General features: G+C 48.1%; 16 protein-coding genes and 1 pseudogene. 7 read left to right on the plus strand and 10 right to left on the minus strand.

The features are described from left to right. Positions 1–34: 34 nt before the first annotated feature. The 3 genes from H6F72_RS14900 to H6F72_RS14910 all read right to left on the minus strand — a co-directional run bounded on the left by H6F72_RS14900 (position 35) and on the right by H6F72_RS14910 (position 3,196). On the minus strand, positions 35–1,414 hold the full coding sequence (locus H6F72_RS14900; protein ID WP_190436948.1) for an ABC transporter ATP-binding protein: 1,380 nt from the start codon (positions 1,412–1,414) through the stop codon (positions 35–37). Positions 1,415–1,492: 78 nt separating this feature from the next. Continuing rightward, the gene (locus H6F72_RS14905; RefSeq protein WP_190436952.1) at positions 1,493–2,338 is read right to left on the minus strand and encodes an ABC transporter permease; all 846 of its coding nucleotides are present in this window, start codon (positions 2,336–2,338) and stop codon (positions 1,493–1,495) included. A gap of 324 nt (positions 2,339–2,662) precedes the next feature. Then, positions 2,663–3,196 (minus strand): hypothetical protein, encoded by a 534-nt coding sequence (locus H6F72_RS14910; protein WP_190436955.1) that lies wholly within the window; start codon positions 3,194–3,196, stop codon positions 2,663–2,665. Between the two features lie 38 nt (positions 3,197–3,234). On the opposite strand from H6F72_RS14910, the gene ruvB reads away from it, so the two are divergent. From ruvB to H6F72_RS14925, 3 genes are all read left to right on the plus strand, one after another. Beyond that, on the plus strand, positions 3,235–4,368 hold the full coding sequence (ruvB, locus tag H6F72_RS14915) for a Holliday junction branch migration DNA helicase RuvB (RefSeq protein ID WP_190436957.1): 1,134 nt from the start codon (positions 3,235–3,237) through the stop codon (positions 4,366–4,368). Positions 4,369–4,402: 34 nt separating this feature from the next. Then, positions 4,403–5,299 (plus strand): methyltransferase domain-containing protein, encoded by an 897-nt coding sequence (locus tag H6F72_RS14920; RefSeq protein WP_199299099.1) that lies wholly within the window; start codon positions 4,403–4,405, stop codon positions 5,297–5,299. Positions 5,300–5,376: 77 nt separating this feature from the next. Next, entirely contained in the window at positions 5,377–6,219 is an 843-nt protein-coding gene (locus tag H6F72_RS14925) for a tetratricopeptide repeat protein (RefSeq protein ID WP_190436960.1), read from the plus strand. Positions 6,220–6,243: 24 nt separating this feature from the next. On the opposite strand, the gene H6F72_RS14930 is transcribed toward H6F72_RS14925, so the two are convergent. Then, complete coding sequence (locus tag H6F72_RS14930) at positions 6,244–7,050, minus strand: TIGR01548 family HAD-type hydrolase (RefSeq protein ID WP_190436963.1); 807 nt, start codon at positions 7,048–7,050, stop codon at positions 6,244–6,246. A gap of 122 nt (positions 7,051–7,172) precedes the next feature. Here H6F72_RS14930 and H6F72_RS14935 point away from each other — a divergent pair, with 122 nt between their 5' ends. Then, positions 7,173–7,472, plus strand: a complete 300-nt coding sequence (locus H6F72_RS14935; RefSeq protein WP_190436966.1) for a 30S ribosomal protein PSRP-3 — start codon at positions 7,173–7,175, stop codon at positions 7,470–7,472. A gap of 112 nt (positions 7,473–7,584) precedes the next feature. Here H6F72_RS14935 and H6F72_RS14940 read toward each other — a convergent pair whose 3' ends face one another. The 5 genes from H6F72_RS14940 to H6F72_RS14955 form a co-directional block, all read right to left on the minus strand. Continuing rightward, the gene (locus H6F72_RS14940) at positions 7,585–7,761 is read right to left on the minus strand and encodes a hypothetical protein (RefSeq protein ID WP_313930254.1); all 177 of its coding nucleotides are present in this window, start codon (positions 7,759–7,761) and stop codon (positions 7,585–7,587) included. 16 nt (positions 7,762–7,777) lie between these two features. Further along, a complete protein-coding gene (locus tag H6F72_RS30260; protein WP_242016946.1) occupies positions 7,778–9,625 on the minus strand; it encodes a hypothetical protein in 1,848 nt (615 codons plus the stop codon). Positions 9,626–9,886: 261 nt separating this feature from the next. Then, positions 9,887–10,300, minus strand: a complete 414-nt coding sequence (atpC, locus tag H6F72_RS14945; protein ID WP_190436972.1) for an ATP synthase F1 subunit epsilon — start codon at positions 10,298–10,300, stop codon at positions 9,887–9,889. A 105-nt stretch (positions 10,301–10,405) separates the two neighbouring features. Next, positions 10,406–11,863 carry a F0F1 ATP synthase subunit beta gene (gene atpD / locus H6F72_RS14950; RefSeq protein ID WP_190436974.1) on the minus strand — a complete coding sequence of 486 codons (1,458 nt, stop codon included), beginning with the start codon at positions 11,861–11,863 and terminating at the stop codon, positions 10,406–10,408. Between the two features lie 337 nt (positions 11,864–12,200). After that, positions 12,201–13,163 (minus strand): hypothetical protein, encoded by a 963-nt coding sequence (locus H6F72_RS14955; protein WP_190436976.1) that lies wholly within the window; start codon positions 13,161–13,163, stop codon positions 12,201–12,203. Between the two features lie 791 nt (positions 13,164–13,954). Here H6F72_RS14955 and groES point away from each other — a divergent pair. Further along, positions 13,955–14,266 carry a co-chaperone GroES gene (gene groES, locus H6F72_RS14960; RefSeq protein WP_190436980.1) on the plus strand — a complete coding sequence of 104 codons (312 nt, stop codon included), beginning with the start codon at positions 13,955–13,957 and terminating at the stop codon, positions 14,264–14,266. 142 nt (positions 14,267–14,408) lie between these two features. Further along, complete coding sequence (gene groL / locus H6F72_RS14965; RefSeq protein WP_190436983.1) at positions 14,409–16,049, plus strand: chaperonin GroEL; 1,641 nt, start codon at positions 14,409–14,411, stop codon at positions 16,047–16,049. A gap of 126 nt (positions 16,050–16,175) precedes the next feature. Here the strand turns inward: groL and H6F72_RS14970 are convergent, their stop codons facing one another. Further along, positions 16,176–16,514: a hypothetical protein gene (locus H6F72_RS14970; RefSeq protein ID WP_190436985.1), complete on the minus strand. Its 339-nt coding sequence runs from the start codon at positions 16,512–16,514 to the stop codon at positions 16,176–16,178. Positions 16,515–16,678: 164 nt separating this feature from the next. Here H6F72_RS14970 and H6F72_RS30265 point away from each other — a divergent pair. Beyond that, a pseudogene (locus H6F72_RS30265) lies at positions 16,679–16,849 on the plus strand (IS701 family transposase); the annotation flags it as partial.

Below are 16,849 nucleotides of genomic sequence, written 5' to 3' on the forward strand. Positions count from 1 at the left end.
AACCTATCACCTTAATTCTTTTAAGATATGAATTTTACGACACAACGACAGGTAGCTTTTTCTGAATAACGCTAACAGCCATTGGTTGATCAACTAAGGCATAAATCTGCTTACCTGTGTTGGGAGGCAGTACTTGAAAAACTAGAGCATTATCGATCCAATCAAAAGTGATTGATGAATAGTTTTCTGAGCCTGCCACAGTCAAACTATAAGAGCCTGTTCTTAATGGCAATTTAAAGCGAAACTTAATCTGTAATTCCTCTCCTGCCTCCAGTTTGCCAATGCGTAAATCTTCCTCAAAGGTGTTACTGCCGATAATTTCATTGCCATTTTTGTCGCATACATAAAAGCCAACAATACAACCCTGGAGAGGCTCATATACCTTCAATCCGATTAGCAAAGTTACTTCTTCGTTAAAGCCAAGGATAGGAACTTCACCAGCGTATTCTTCAAATTGATCTAACAACTTTATTTCTTCGATCAAAGCTTTGCGATTACCGCGACGGGCTGCTTTTTTCTTGGTACTTTCATTAGCCTCAATTACACTTTCGCTCTCAACTGGAGTACTGCATTCCCTGACTGGTTCCACCTCAGGTGGAACCTCTGTAGCTGGTGAGTTATCAAGGTCGGAAGGGAGATCATCTGACCTTAACTCAGGCTTATCTGGAGCCAGATTTAACTCCAACTCAGTCACCAGCTTCATGTAGTCGATAATGACTTGATTAGGAGAACCTGAAGTGTACATCTTGCCATCATGAACCATGATGGCTGAGCTACATAAAGTTTTGATGGCACTGGCATCGTGAGAAACGAATAGTGTTGTGATGCCAGATTCCATGAGAGCTCTCATGCGGCGGATACACCGATGCTGAAAGACAATATCTCCCACCGCCAGCGCTTCATCAACAATTAAAATATCAGGGTCGACGTTAACAGCTACTGCAAATGCCAAACGTACAAACATACCACTAGAGTATGTTTTGACAGGTTGATCAATAAACTCACCAATGTCTGCAAATCTAGCAATTTCATCAAATTTGTCTTCGATTTCCTTCTGACTCAATCCCAGAAGCCGACCATTAAAAAAAACATTTTGTCGGCCTGTGAATTCTGGGTTAAATCCACTCCCCAGTTCTAAGAGAGCTGAAATGCGACCATTGACTTGCACAGCTCCGGTTGTTGGAGTCAGTGTCCCAGCAATAATTTGGAGCAATGTACTTTTACCAGAGCCATTGCGCCCGACCACGCCTAAAGTTTCGCCTTTGGGAACTTCAAAACTAATATCCTGTAGGGCCCAGAATTCCTCAGCTTTGCTCTTGCCGGGCAACAAAATCTCTTGCAGTCGGGCTACTGGATGAGGATATTTCTTAAAGCATTTAGAAACATTTTTGACTGAAATTGCAATTTCATTCATCGGGATGAGGGCTGCAAAAGCTACGAAAAGGTTAGTTAGGTTGGGTACTTTGGAAAGCTGCTTAAGCTTTAAGCGGCCTTAAAGGACATCTGCGAAAGCTGGGCGTAGCCTCTGGTAACACCAAAGACCTCCCAAAAAAACGACCAGAGACACTAGTGAAGCAGTGCCCCATTCACCCCAGTGATGGACTTCTCCGACTAGGACTAAATCTCGGTAAACCTCAACGATCGCAGTGAAGGGATTTAGCCAAAAAATCCAAGCTCGCCATTGTTCGGGAATAGCAGAGGCTGGATAGATAATGGGTGTTACGTAAAACCAGAGATTGAGGATTACTGCCAGCGTTTGAGGGATGTCTCGCAGAAAAACGGTGAAGCCAGCAAACAGGTACCCCAACCCTGCTGTTAATAGCAGTTGAGGGATCCAAACCAGTGGTAATAGCCATAACGTGCTATGTATCGTCTGAGAAGTTATGGCAACCATCAAGATTAAGGCCATCAGGCCCAAGGTGCTCTCCAAGAAGAGGGATAGAACTGGAACCAACGGTAACAGTGCTAGAGGAAAGACGACCTTTTTGACTAGGTTAGGTTGAGTAATTACTGATGCTGCACCTTGGGCGACCCCAGTGGAAAAGGGAATCCAAGGAAGTAGCCCTGCGAACAACCAAAGGCCGAAGGTTAAATTGTTGTCAGGTAATCCTTGTATGCTCAGCTTGACCTTGAGGACAATTGAGAAAACATACGTGTAAATTAGTAGCTGAGAAATTTGGTTCAGCAAAGGCCACAAATTTCCCAAAACAGAACCTTTGTAGCGAGCTTCTAGATCTCGTTGCACCAGTGCTTTAAGCAGGTCTAGCTTGGCCCACCACTTGGGGGCAATTGGTAACCAACGAGCTAGGTTGCTAACTCGTCGAACTACTCCTTTCATTGGTCTGATCAACTTTCACTTCCTCACCCACTGCCTACACACCAAACATTGCTCAGCTCAAGGCCCTCGGTCTGTTTATGTTGCTAACTACGAAGCAATCTGCATTAGATCAAGATCGAATCCGTAATTTACTTCTTACCTATGAAGGTAGATCAAACGTCTGAGTTCCTGTCGCTGCGTGAAACACAGGGCTGGATAATTTGATCTAGGTTCTTGTAGCCCTGATCTGTGGTCCCGATAACATACCTTAAGTTAAGATTTTATTCAAATTCTGCCTTAAGTGCATCTAAAATTCTGAGGCCGAGTATGGGCTTGGTGATGCAGTTACGCTAAGGCTTGCTGGAGAACCTGCTGAATGACTTGACGCTGCTCCGTGTCATAGCCCCAGCGATCTAAAAAGCTTTGGTATGGGCCTTGGCCAGCAGTGATGCTATGTACTAAACTTTGGCCTTTGACTTGCACTGCGGGTAATTGCAGTAGCCGAATTAAGCGCTCAGTGCGCGATCGCACGCGGTCAGACTCTTGGGCAGTCGCTTCATTTTGCTGGCGGCGATGGAATACGGCCATTGCAGCAGACATCGCTAAGTTTTTGATCAGCAACTCAGCCACTATTTCTGGGGCAGAGCGCAGAGCCGTCAGAACTGCTGTATCCGGATTATCTGCTAGGGTTCCAGAATCGGTGAGATAAGTTACGAAAAAGCCACGAGCCCCTGCTTCGCTGCTGACTAAAGCGGCGATCGCCCGCTCTACTTCGGGGGCTGACAGGGTACCCTGTTCCATATGAGCTAACAGCGATTGTGTCAGGGCGATCGCTTGCTCAAACGTCATTCCTTCGGGAACTGTAAACACAGATGTCATTGTTTTGAGCGAATCTCTGAGTATGATGATACTCAACTATGGCAATTATCTCTTCTAAACAACAGCCATCGGAACCAGATCGGCGAACGGAAGGTAAGCCCCGTTCTCATCAGGTTGCTGTTAGTAGTGGTCCCCTCTTGGCCACTGCCACGCCAGAGTCGCTGGTGCAGCCTGAAGCTTGTCCTGAAGAAGCTGGCAAGCAGGAAGAACGGTTACGACCTCAGTCCCTGTCTGAGTATGTCGGGCAGAAAGATCTCAAGGAAGTCTTGGCGATCGCGATTCAAGCGGCCAAGGCTCGCGCCGAGACCTTAGATCACTTGTTGCTCTACGGGCCTCCTGGCTTGGGCAAAACCACGATGTCGCTGATTTTGGCCTCGGAGATGGGAGTCGCTTGCAAAATCACTAGTGCCCCCGCTTTAGAACGTCCACGTGACATTGTAGGGCTGTTAATCAATTTGCAGCCTGGAGATATTCTATTTATAGATGAAATTCATCGCTTGCCTAGGGTGACAGAGGAGATTCTCTATCCAGCAATGGAGGACTTCCGGCTAGATGTCACGGTGGGCAAGGGCCAGAGTGCCCGAACTCGTAGCATTCCGCTGCCACCTTTTACCTTAATCGGCGCTACGACACGAGTTGGCGCATTAACCTCTCCTCTGCGCGATCGCTTCGGGCTGATTCAACGACTACGCTTCTACGAATTGGATGAGTTGACTGAAATTGTGCGTCGAACCGGTCTGATTCTTCGCACGGATATTACCGATGAAGGAGCGGCTGAAATTGCTCGCCGTTCTCGGGGGACGCCGCGGATTGCCAATCGACTGCTGAAGCGGGTGCGTGACTATGTAGAAGTTAAGGCAGCAGGCACTGTCACTCAGGCGATCGCGGCTGAAGCTCTGGAACTTTACAACGTCGATCCTTGTGGCCTTGACTGGACCGATCGTCGCCTACTTAGTGTCATGATTGAGCACTTCAATGGTGGCCCTGTTGGGTTAGACACAATGGCTGCTGCAACTGGGGAGGACTCCCAAACTATTGAAGAAGTTTATGAGCCTTACCTGCTGCAAATTGGCTACCTAAATCGCACATCTCGGGGTCGCATCGCCACCACTGCCGCCTGGAAGCACCTGGGATATACTCCTCCAGATAGCCAGCTTCCCCTATTATCCTGAGCCTTTCATCTCCAAGGAAATCCAAGGAAAAGTTATGTTGAATTTCATCAAGAGAGCCAAGAATCTAGTTCCCAGTTCATCCACATCCCTGGCATCCCCTGAGCAAAATTCAGCATCTCCGATCAATCCATCTGCTTCTGCCCTCGCAGAACCGGGCCTAAAACTGGACTCAGTTAATCCTGGTCAAGTTGCAACTTTAGCGAATATCGATCCGATGGATAGCCAAGGGCCTGAAGTGGAGCAGAAGAGTTTTACCAAAATCAACCGAGAACTCATTGCCAACAACTATTTGACCGGAACAGGTATTGAGATTGGGGCCTTAAATCATCCCCTTTATGTACCCAGCAACGCTCAGGTCAAATATGTAGATAGAATGTCGGTTCCAGATTTGAGAACTCACTATCCTGAGTTGAATGCAGTAAATTTGGTCGAAGTTGACATTATTGACAACGGGGAATCCCTCACAACTATTGCTGAAGCGAGCCAAGACTTTGTCATTGCCAATCACTTTATTGAGCATTGCCAGAATACGATCGCATCGCTGTGTAGCATGCTGCGGGTGCTAAAAATTGGGGGAGTGTTGTATCTCGCTATTCCAGATAAGCGTTATACATTTGACTGCGATCGCGCTGTGACCCCGGTTGAACACATCCTGAGGGATTACGAAGAAGGGCCAGAGTGGTCTAGAAGGCACCACTTTGAGGAGTGGACCCGAATCGTTAACAAAATCCAGGATGATCACGAGGCCGAAGTACAAACCAGTCACCTGATGGCGATCGACTACAGCATTCACTATCACGTTTGGACCCAAACAGAATTTCTAGACCTACTTCTGACGATGAAAAAGACGCTAAATCTAGCGTTTGAACTAGAATTATTTTGTAAAAATGGCGATGAGATGATCGTGATTCTGCGAAAGTCTGAAGCGTAAGTTTCAGAGCCCAGAGTTACGAAGAATTGCCACAAGAATTGCTACAAAGTTTACAGAGTCAGTCGAGAGCTACCTCAATGCGATTAATATTGGCTTTGCTGTGCGGGCTATGGATCGGCATCGCTACTTGGTTGGGTAGCGGGGACTTGCCAACGGCTCAGGCTGCTACCTTGTCTGCATCCAGTCCCGCTGTGGAGATGCCGACGGAGGATATACAAGCAGAAGTCAATGATTTGTTTCAGCAGGCGTTTGCTGCTACTAACGTCGGTGACTTTGCAACGGCTGAAGCTTACTGGACTCAAATTCTCGATCGCCTGCCCAACAATGCCGCAGCTTGGAGTAATCGTGGCAATGCTAGGGTCAGCCAGAACAAGCTTGAAGCTGCGATCGCAGACTACAACAAATCAATGGAGTTGGCTCCAGACGCTCCAGACCCTTATTTGAATCGGGGCACGGCTTTAGAAGGGTTAGGACGCTGGGAAGACGCGATCGCAGACTACAACCACGTTTTAGAACTGGACCCCAATGATCCGGCGGCCTTTAACAATCGAGGCAATGCTGAAGCAGGGCTAGGCCAGTGGGAAAGGGCGATCGCAGATTATCGCCATGCTGCTGATTTAGCACCAGACTACGCCTTTGCACGAGCCAATTATGCCCTAGCAGCCTATCAAGCAGGCCAAACCGACGAAGCGATCCGCACGATGCGGAACTTGGTGCGGAAGTATCCTAAATTTGCTGATATGCGAGCGGCTCTGACTGCGGCCTTATGGGTGCAAGGCAAGCGAGGTGAGGCTGAGAGTCAGTGGGTTTCAGCAGTGGGCCTAGATTCTCGCTACAAGGACGTTCAATGGGTTACGACAGTCCGACGTTGGCCACCCGCAATGGCGACGGCATTAGAAAAGTTTTTGTCTTTGAACTAAAAACTGATTTGTCAGTTCGTGGCTTTACTGTGAGCCGATTAGTTGGCGGATGGTGTCAGGTGTGAGTTGCTCAACCTGCTCAAAAACCGCGATCGCCCCTGCTTGTTTCAGCGTTGTAGCGTAAGCTTCTCGACGCTCTGAGGTGGTTTGGACATGAGGAGGCAAAATGCCAACTGCCAGCCAAGCGCGATCGGGTTGAATTTGCTGGGCTTTGGCGATCGTCTGCATGTCTGCAACGGTGTCCCCCACGTAGAAAACAGGGGTTGTTGCTGTAGCGGAGCCTTGGTTTTCCCAGTGCTCCACGGTTTGTAATAACCCAGTGGGGTCGGGCTTTCCGGGTGCGTCTTCCATTGCCACAAGTAGCGGCGACTTTAATCCCATGCGGGCTTGGAGAACATAGGTTGCAGAAATTCTAGTGGCACCGCTGAAAAAGCCCCAGCCGATATTGGCTTGGCTTAACTGCTCAATGTAAGCCGCACTCATCAGCAAAGGCTCTTGGCAGATATAGCCCGTCAAATAGTTGGGGTCTGGACCACGATAGCGACCCTGAAAAAACGCCACTATTTCTTCGTAGGTACAATCCAGCTCGTTTTGCCCTTGAGTTTGAGAATAGCGACGAATTAGCTCTTGTGAAGCCTCCCAATCATTATTCCAGATGCCTTCTGACTTGAGGGCATCCATATCCTCCGAAGAAGGGCGATAAGCCCCCTGGGTAAAGTGCTCGACGGTGTCTGCTAAGGCGCGACGGTACGAGCCACTCACGTCCCGCACGACGCCGTCAATGTCGAATACCACAATGGCATTGAATGCTGCTTCAGATGCTTGAGTCAATGATTCGCGCCTCCTAAGGTCAAGTCCCTGCAAGATATCTTGTCAGATACGGGGGACAGTAAGGTAAGATGATCGTTTGTGGAGTTACGCAAACAGTTTAAGGCTGCCTGCTGGAGGTTTGATTGTCGAAGTTTATCTTAAAGATTCTCTGGTTAGAAGAGAACGTTGCTCTTGCGGTTGATCAGGTTGTTGGTAAAGGTACCAGCCCTCTGACTTCTTACTTTTTCTGGCCTCGTAATGATGCTTGGGAACAACTCAAGAACGAACTGGAAGCCAAGCACTGGATTGCTGAAACCGATCGCGTCGAGCTACTCAACAAAGCGACAGAAGTGATCAACTACTGGCAAGAGGAAGGCAGACGCCGTCCCATGTCGGAGGCTCAATCTAAGTTTCCTGAAGTTACTTTTACAGGTAGCGCCTGATTTTTATCGGCTCCTGATTCTTTGGCGCAGCTTAAATCCGTCCAGCACCAACATGGATGGAAAGCGCCTTTTTTTGTGGAAAAAATTCTTGGAGCCGAACTGTGGTGTTTGGTCATGCATCCACAGTCAGCATTAATTGGCCTGTATTAACGTGCCAGAGCTTGATGGTCCTATCATCACCTCCAGTGGCTAATAGTTGACCCTTAGGACTAAAGGCGATCGCGACTACAGGCCACACATGACCCCCCTGGGTATTTTGTAGAACCTTGAAAAAGTGTTCTAAGGCCACAAGCAAATTAGTGCGGCTAGTTGGGTGAAATAGATCGAGCAATCTCCACGGCTTGATTGAGCAATTTAACTGCTTCTTTGGTTTGCCCTGCCTTGGCGTACTGACGAGCGATCGCCCTGAGAGCTTCGGACTTTGGAACCTTGCCAAATTCATTTACGCCAATCTGAGCAGTAACGTTAAGTGCCTGAGTCAATTTCTTCGACTGAGCGTATTCACGGGCAATCATCAGTAATAATCGATTGCGGTAAGTAAGGCTAGAAACCGTTTCTACATTTGTGTAGTCAGCCTCCTCTTCCATTGCTTCTGCTGTCTGGACTGCCCAATCGAGAGTCAGCGTTGCTTGTTTTGCCCATTCTATCTGACCTGATTTAACTGCTACTGCAAGGATGTTATAGATTAGGTCAGCATCAAATGGGTTAATCATTTGAGCCGTTTGAAGTGCCTTGGAATATTGTTCGATTAATACGTATTGCTCGGTAATTCTAAATAGTGCGTCGTCTTGATGCCCCCTGCCAAGGCTGTTTGCAAGCTGAAGTGCTGATTCAAAATTTCCTATTTCTGCGTAGAAGCCGACGACGGGTGGCATCAAACTGTCGTAAGCAAACTTAGGTCCAACAACAATGTTGGCAAAATCAGGAGCTGCCAATTTGATTTCACCAGCTCGCACCATCTGAGCTACTTCGAGCGCTTGATCGACTCGTTGTATGTCTAGATAGCCGCTGATAATTGAAACAAGTACAGCACTTGCTTCGTAACGATCGTCAAGTTTTGACTCGAGGCCTGCTTTCAGGCTGGATAGGGATTGGTCAAGAAGTTTGGTTGCCTCTGTATCTTTCTTAAGCTGTCCGTAAATATTTGCGATCGCAGCTAATAAATCAGCACGCTTAATCGGTGCTGAAATTTGGTGTGAAGTCACAGCTATCTGCTCGAGAGCCTGGACAATCTGTTGGGTACTTACTGTGTTTTTCGCAGTGAATTTTTCTTCTTTACAGAGATCGAGAATTGGTTTCAGCTCTTCTGGACCTATGGGATTTTCTGTATCTAGAGTTCTTGTAAGTGTCCATGTGACATCAGGATAAAGTAACCTTAACTTTTGAAAACACTCGAAAAGACTGCGGCGTGCTATCTCTTTGGGAGATTGACTGCCCACAGGGTCATCTGCTTTAGTTGGTTCAATCTTCGAAGCTAAGTTTTGAAATTGAGTTACCTGCTCAAGCTTCCCTTGTTCTTTGTAGTAGTCAGCTAAAGCAAGCCATATTGTTCTAGCTTTGTTAAACTCTTTGGTTCTGAAATAGAAATTAGCTAATTTGCGTTGGATTGCAACATTTAACTTGATCCATTCGGGATCCTTCACAGCATTTCTATATTCCAGACCATTCTGAATAGGTTCAATATATTGCTCGCCAAAACCCGTTGCGATTTGAAAAGCTGTATCATATTGGCTTGCCCTAACATGGTTGAGAAATGCTAGCGAAATCCAAGTCGTAGGGTCACTCCAAGCAGAACTCGATGGTTCTGGCCCACAATATTCAGTTGCCTCCAAAATGTTTCGAGCCTGGCTAAAAACCTCTGAGCTTTTAACCTTTTGCCCCACAAACGCATACTGGCCTGCAACACTGGCTAAAAGGCTAAGTTTGTGACAAGGCTCTACCAGTGATTGATTGAGTGATAAAGGTTCTTTTAATAGCTGAATAGCCTGATCTTTCTGCCCAATATTGGCATAATCTCCAGCGAGGGAAGTTAATAATTCAGCTTCAGTGAGAGCTGGCCCAACCTCTTCTTGTGCAAGTGCACCTGAAATTGGATGAATTAAGTTCAGTAATGGAGCTAGTACAAGCGAGGATAAAATAAGTCGAAGTCTCATCTCTAATGCCCCTACTGAATCTTAATTAATTTGTTGAGCCTTTATAGATCCAAGCTTTAGGTAGAAATCGCTCTAATAAAAGCTTGAAAATAAGTTCAGAAAAGCTGGTTCGGCAACAGTCTAGCAGCGCAACATAGAAGGAATTTTGTGGTTTTACGTGCCTTTAGTAAAGCTCTTATCAAGATTAGTAAGTTGCATATAAAAAACTCCCTCTAGCGCAAAACCAAAGGGAGTTAAGACTGAAAAGTAATTAAGGCTCGATTAAAGCTGCACAACACCACCTGCGGCTTGCAGACGGGCTCGGGCCCGCTTGAGAGCTTGGGTGGCTTGAATTTGTTCTTGACGGGTACCGTTTTGTACTTGGTTGATGCGAGCTTCTGCTTCCGAGTAGGCAGCACGAGCTTTGTCCAAGTCGATCGCTTCACCGCGTTCGGCACCGTTCACCAAAATAGTGACTTCATCGGCTTCGATCTCTGCAAAACCACCCATCAGGGCGATCGCCACCCAATCCTTACCAGGACGGACGCGCATCACGCCAGTTTCCAAGGCGGTGAGTAGGGGAGCATGGCCGCTCAGGATGCCCAATTGCCCAGTGGTGCTAGGCAAAACAACTTCCTCAGCCGTAGAATCCCAAACAGTTTTGTCTGGGGCAATTACACGTACAGTTAATGTCATAGGTTTCTCCAGGGCTAGGGAATAAGAGTGGGGGACTCAAGGCCAAAGAAGCAAAATTTGGATTCGTAGCTCCTCACCTCGCGTCCCTTACCTCTCATCTCGTTGCTATTTGCCGTCTGCCTTCATTTTTTCGGCTTTGGCGATCGCTTCGTTGATGTCTCCTACCAGGTAGAAGGCTTGCTCAGGAAGCGCATCCAACTCGCCACCCAGAATCATCTGGAAGCCCTTGATCGTATTCTCGATCGAGACATACTTACCAGGAGAACCCGTAAACACTTCTGCGACGAAGAAGGGCTGAGACAAGAAACGCTCAATCTTACGAGCCCGCGCTACGATCACCCGGTCGTCTTCAGACAATTCATCCAAACCGAGAATGGCGATGATGTCTTGCAGTTCTTTGTAGCGCTGTAGCGTCGACTGGACTGCACGAGCGGTGTTGTAGTGCTCATCTCCAACAATGCTGGGTTGAAGCATGGTGGAGGTGGAGTCGAGAGGATCTACCGCAGGGTAAATACCTTTGGAAGCGAGACCCCGTGAAAGTACGGTGGTTCCATCTAAGTGAGCGAAGGTGGTTGCAGGTGCTGGGTCGGTCAAGTCGTCCGCAGGCACGTAAACCGCTTGAATCGAAGTAATCGAACCTTCGGTGGTAGAGGTAATCCGCTCTTGTAGGTCACCTACGTCAGTACCGAGCGTGGGCTGGTATCCTACCGCAGAGGGCATCCGACCCAACAGCGCGGATACTTCAGAACCCGCTTGAACGAAACGGAAAATATTGTCGATGAACAACAGTACGTCTTGCTTGTTGACATCGCGGAAATACTCAGCCATCGTCAGAGCAGTCAGACCAACCCGCATTCTAGCTCCGGGTGGCTCGTTCATCTGACCATACACAAGAGCAATCTTAGAATCGTTGAGGTTGTCCTTCTTGATAACCCCGGATTCCATCATTTCGTTGTAGAGGTCGTTCCCTTCGCGGGTGCGCTCGCCTACACCACCAAATACGGAGACTCCCCCGTGCTGGGTAGCGATGTTGTTGATCAATTCCATCATGATGACGGTCTTGCCTACACCAGCACCACCAAATAGACCAATCTTGCCACCCCGACGGTAAGGGGTCAGCAGGTCGATCACTTTGATTCCGGTTTCAAATACGGAGGGTGTTGTCTCCAAGTCGGTTAACTTGGGAGCGGCACGGTGGATGGGGAAAGTTTCTTGAGTATCAACTGGGCCTTTGTTGTCGATGGGCTCACCCAGCACGTTAAAAATTCGGCCTAGGGTAGGAGCACCGACGGGCACGCTGATGGGAGCGCCTGTGTCAACGGCTTCCATTCCACGCACCAAGCCATCGGTGGAACTCATGGCGACGGCACGAACTTGGTTGTCGCCTAGAAGCTGCTGCACTTCGCAAGTAATAGCAACGTCTTGTCCCGCTGCATTTTTACCTTCGATCTTTAAAGCGTTATAGATCCTCGGCATCTTACCGTTAGGAAATCTAACGTCTAAAACGGGACCGATGACTTGGGAAACGTAACCAACATTTGTCTTTTCTGCCGTGGTGACCATGCTCGCGCCTATGTTGTGAACAGCTATTTCGAGTACTTAAGGACAGTCTTAAAAGTCGCCATCCTCCAGCTTATCACTGAAGGGGAATCGTAAATCTTTTTGAAGTTGGACTCAGTTTCACACTTCTATAGCCGTCCTAAATGCTTCATAAGTTTATCGGATTGTGAGAGGTACACTCTTCACAAACCAAGTGGGATTGCTATATCAAAATTGAAGTTGTAAACGCGATCGCTCTGCAACGGTCAGGATCAAATTCTGATCGAGAGCGGGATGGAGTTACAGAAGCGATTGTTTGGTAACAGTGGTTAGCAACAGGGTTCAATAACGAGGATTAAGTTTAGGGTTGGCGATCGCGCTTCCGCCCCCTCAGCCAAGCTCCGATTCCCAATACGCCCAATCCCAGCAAACTGCTAACAGAGCTGGATTCAGGAATTACAGTTGGGTTGGTCGTTGGAAAGAGGTTGCCATAGATTTGCACATTGATATCTGATGACTTGTTCCAGCCACCCCGCCCTGATAACCCACTAGCGCCATAAGTTCCCGGTAGACCCAGGTTATTAGAGTTCCAGGTGCCAACATAATCTGGCGTACCCTGTTTAATCCGCAGTAGCCGATAGAAATCATCTGCCCCGGCTGAGGGAGAGCCACTTAAAGCAGCATTGGATGCATGAAGGACAGGAAAGACATTCCAAGTGTCTAGGCTAGTAAAGCCATTGCCATCGACAAAGAACTGGTACAGTTGGCCTCCCTCAATCGCCCAATTGAGACCCGTAAAATCTATTTGCCAAATCTTACGGTATAGCTGAACTGGTTCTGCCCAATAGTTTTCACCATCCACATAGGTGACTTGAGAAATCTTGATCCGGGGATCAGAACCATTGGTTGGTCCACTGTGGACTGCGCTCAATCCAGCTGCTCCTGAGTCTACCTGACCACCCCATAAGGTGAAGTTCTGCCAGAAGTTATTAGGAATCGTTGCTGCTGTATTCGCAACTCCAATCACTGCCCACACTCGCAAGGTGTCAACCAAATACTTTTGTCCTGCGATGCCAAACGAAAAGTCGTCGCCCAAGGGGTAAGAGTAGCCAGAGCCTATGCGATCGGCGAATCCCCAAGTAATATTGCTACGGTCTGGATCAAAGGCAGGATGATTGGGAGCTGTATTATTGATGTTTTCGTTGGGTAGTCCCCGGTCGAATAGTAAAGTTGCCTGAGCATCAGAACCAAAGCCCGTTGCTAGCGCTAGTGCTAGGAATAGAGATTGAAGGGCTGTACCTGTAGAGATCCCCATAAAATTCATGGTTCTCGAAAATGCATGATGGGGTTGGAAGTGGCCCAACCGAACTCTTTCCGCGACTGGGTAAAGCTGGCTAGGAAAGCTATAACTAACTGTGGCTAAACCAACTAACTGTAGATCAACTGAATCTGCTTAGGTTGCGATCGCAAGTACAAACTCTAAACCGAACTTCCAATGTTAAGTTGGCATGTCCTGATTTAAGAGCCCTAGTGTCCCTACGTAGAATTATCCAAAAAAATACATTCCAACTCTGATTGTAAAGGGTGAATGAATTTAAGCTTAGGTTGGATAAAAAGCTTTGGTAGCTAAGACTACAAGGCTGAAACCTAATTTTTGATCATTCAGACCTATACAAATATTCAGGACTGGATTTCTGAATCAGCCAGTAAAAACACGGTATGTAGGGCTTGATACAAAATTTAATTTTGCCCGTCTTTAAGTCAAGAGCAAGATTAAGAGGCTAAAAGCAGCACGATCGCTTTGAGTGCATCAGCTCGAAACGTAATAGATACAGCGATAGTAGCGATCGCCTATCGGTAAGACTGCAACCAGCAACAAATTTTAAGTTCGGGAACCCGTACAGCCGAATCAGTTGCAATCGTATCTGACCTTGGGTAGATTAGCACTCAGGGATGGAGAGTGCTAACGCCTCAATCCCCCGGATCAGATCGACCTGTGACTGTGGACAAAAGCTTAGTGCTACAGCATGGGTTACGACATTTCAGGTTTGGCTTGACTAGACTGGGCCTGCCGAAATTGAACTGGATCTAAACCTGTAGTGTGGAGAATTTTTTATGGCAGCTGTATCTCTGAGCGTTTCTACCGTTAAGCCTTTGGGCGATCGCGTATTTGTTAAAGTCAGCGCGGCTGAAGAAAAAACCGCAGGTGGCATCCTTCTGCCTGACAACGCTAAGGAGAAGCCTCAGGTTGGAGAAGTTGTCCAAGTAGGTCCTGGCAAGCGTAACGACGATGGTGCTCGTCAGGAACTCGAAGTACAAATTGGTGACAAAGTACTGTACTCCAAGTATGCAGGGACCGACATCAAATTGGGTACCGAAGAGTACGTATTGCTCTCTGAGAAAGATATTCTCGCGATTGTTTCATAGTTTAGAAATCATTAGCCATTAACTGCTGAGGGTTGAACAAAGCTGCACCCCAAGGCTGGCACGAGTTAATTGCTAATTGCTAAACACCAAAGCTTTCAAGATTCCATCTAATTCGTTGTCCTCATTACTGAACTTAAATCCTATGGCTAAGCGCATCATTTACAACGAAAACGCTCGTCGTGCTCTAGAAAAAGGCATGGACATCCTGGCTGAGGCCGTGGCTGTCACCTTGGGTCCCAAAGGCCGCAACGTAGTTCTAGAGAAGAAGTTTGGCGCACCCCAAATCGTCAACGATGGTGTCACGATCGCCAAAGAAATTGAACTTGAAGATCACGTTGAGAACACTGGCGTTTCCTTGATTCGCCAAGCTGCTTCTAAGACCAACGACGCAGCGGGTGATGGCACCACTACTGCAACCGTGCTGGCTCACGCCATCGTCAAGGAAGGTCTGCGGAACGTGGCTGCGGGTTCCAATGCGATTTCCCTCAAGCGCGGTATCGACAAAGGTACAGGCTTCTTGGTGGACAGAATTAGAGAGCACGCTCGCCCTGTTGAAGATTCCAAGGCGATCGCTCAAGTCGGTGCCATCTCTGCGGGCAACGACGATGAAGTTGGTCAAATGATTGCCAACGCAATGGATAAAGTCGGCAAGGAAGGCGTCATCTCCCTAGAAGAAGGGAAGTCCATGACCACCGAACTAGAAATCACCGAAGGGATGCGCTTTGACAAAGGCTACATCTCTCCCTACTTCGCCACCGACACCGAGCGGATGGAAGCAGTTCTAGATGAGCCTTTCATCTTGATCACTGACAAGAAAATCGCTTTGGTGCAAGATTTGGTGCCCGTACTAGAGCAAGTGGCTCGTGCTGGTCGCCCCTTGGTCATCATTGCAGAAGACATTGAGAAAGAAGCGCTCGCAACTTTGGTTGTGAACCGTCTACGTGGTGTTCTAAACGTTGCGGCTGTTAAAGCTCCTGGCTTTGGCGATCGCCGTAAGGCCATGCTCGAAGACATCGCTGTTCTAACTGGTGGTCAACTGATTACCGAAGATGCAGGTCTGAAACTAGATAGCACCAAGCTAGATAGCCTAGGTCGCGCTCGTCGCATCACCTTGACCAAAGACACCACCACCATCGTCGCTGAAGGCAACGAAGCTCAAGTCAAAGCTCGTGTTGAGCAAATCCGCCGTCAAATGGAAGAAACTGATTCTTCTTACGACAAAGAGAAGCTGCAAGAGCGTTTGGCTAAATTGGCAGGTGGCGTTGCAGTCATCAAAGTCGGCGCAGCAACCGAAACCGAAATGAAGGATCGTAAACTCCGCTTGGAAGACGCGATCAACGCAACCAAAGCTGCGGTAGAAGAAGGGATTGTTCCTGGTGGTGGCACCACCTTGGCTCACCTCTCTCCTCAACTGGAAGAGTGGGCAAACGGCAACCTCAAGGGTGAAGAACTCACAGGTGCTTTGATCGTGGCTCGCGCCCTAGCTGCTCCCCTCAAGCGGATTGCTGAGAACGCAGGCCAAAACGGTGCGGTCATTGCTGAGCGCGTCAAAGAGAAGGACTTCAACGTGGGCTTCAACGCCGCCACTAACGAATTCGTTGACATGTTTGAAGCTGGTATCGTTGACCCTGCGAAAGTGACCCGCTCTGCTCTGCAAAACGCAGCTTCCATCGCTGGCATGGTGCTAACCACCGAGTGCATCGTGGTTGACAAGCCTGAGCCTAAGGATGGCGCTCCTGCTGGTGCTGGTGCTGGCATGGGTGGCGGCGACTTCGACTACTAATCTTTCGCCAATCATTTAAGTCAATTAGTCTCAAGGGTAGGAGTTGGTCATGTGCCGCTCCTACCTTTTCTTTTGCACTTTTTAGCAACTAAAGCGATCGCGAGCGCCCGCATCAAAGCTAGGCTGCTAGTTACCCATATAAGGCTCACCGGACAAGAGGAAGACTAGGAACATACTTATCCAGGCTAGAGCCACCAAATAAATTAGAAGCGCTAAAGAATTTAGTAACAACTTCAATACGCTCTGCCACATCTCCCGCTTTTGCCTCACCGCTGTGATGACCTTCAGCGCTCCTGTAATGACTAGTGGAAGAGTCGCGATCGCCGCTGAAAGCAAGCCCCAGAGAAGAGCGAGGGTTGAGAAGAAGGGTATTTTATAGAACGCGGCAGACGCCAACATCATTAAACTAGCCACAACCAGCAAACTGGCACAAGCAAGTTCTCCGATCAGGCATTTTTTATTCAATTTTGCTTGCCTCTGACTCCTAAGAGCGCCTTTGGCAATTAATACCCCATGCAATCCTGGCGATCCTATTAGTATGCCTACAAAGAAGATATTGTGCTGAGCTGCGATCGCTGCTAAAAGCAAACCACACAGGACTTACGCAGGAGCAATATTAGACTGGAGCAATGAGCTTCACTAAACTCGACTACTGCCAATACCTGATCAGTAGCCCGATCAACTACCCAGTGACAAACTTGGCTGACCATCTTGATGGCATTAGTCATGACCGCATCAACCGTTATTTGCGTGGTGAGAAGTTGACCCCTCGTCTGTTGTGGGACAACGTTCAACCACTA

It is taken from the genome of Trichocoleus sp. FACHB-46 (assembly GCF_014695385.1).
Lineage (GTDB): Bacteria > Cyanobacteriota > Cyanobacteriia > FACHB-46 > FACHB-46 > Trichocoleus.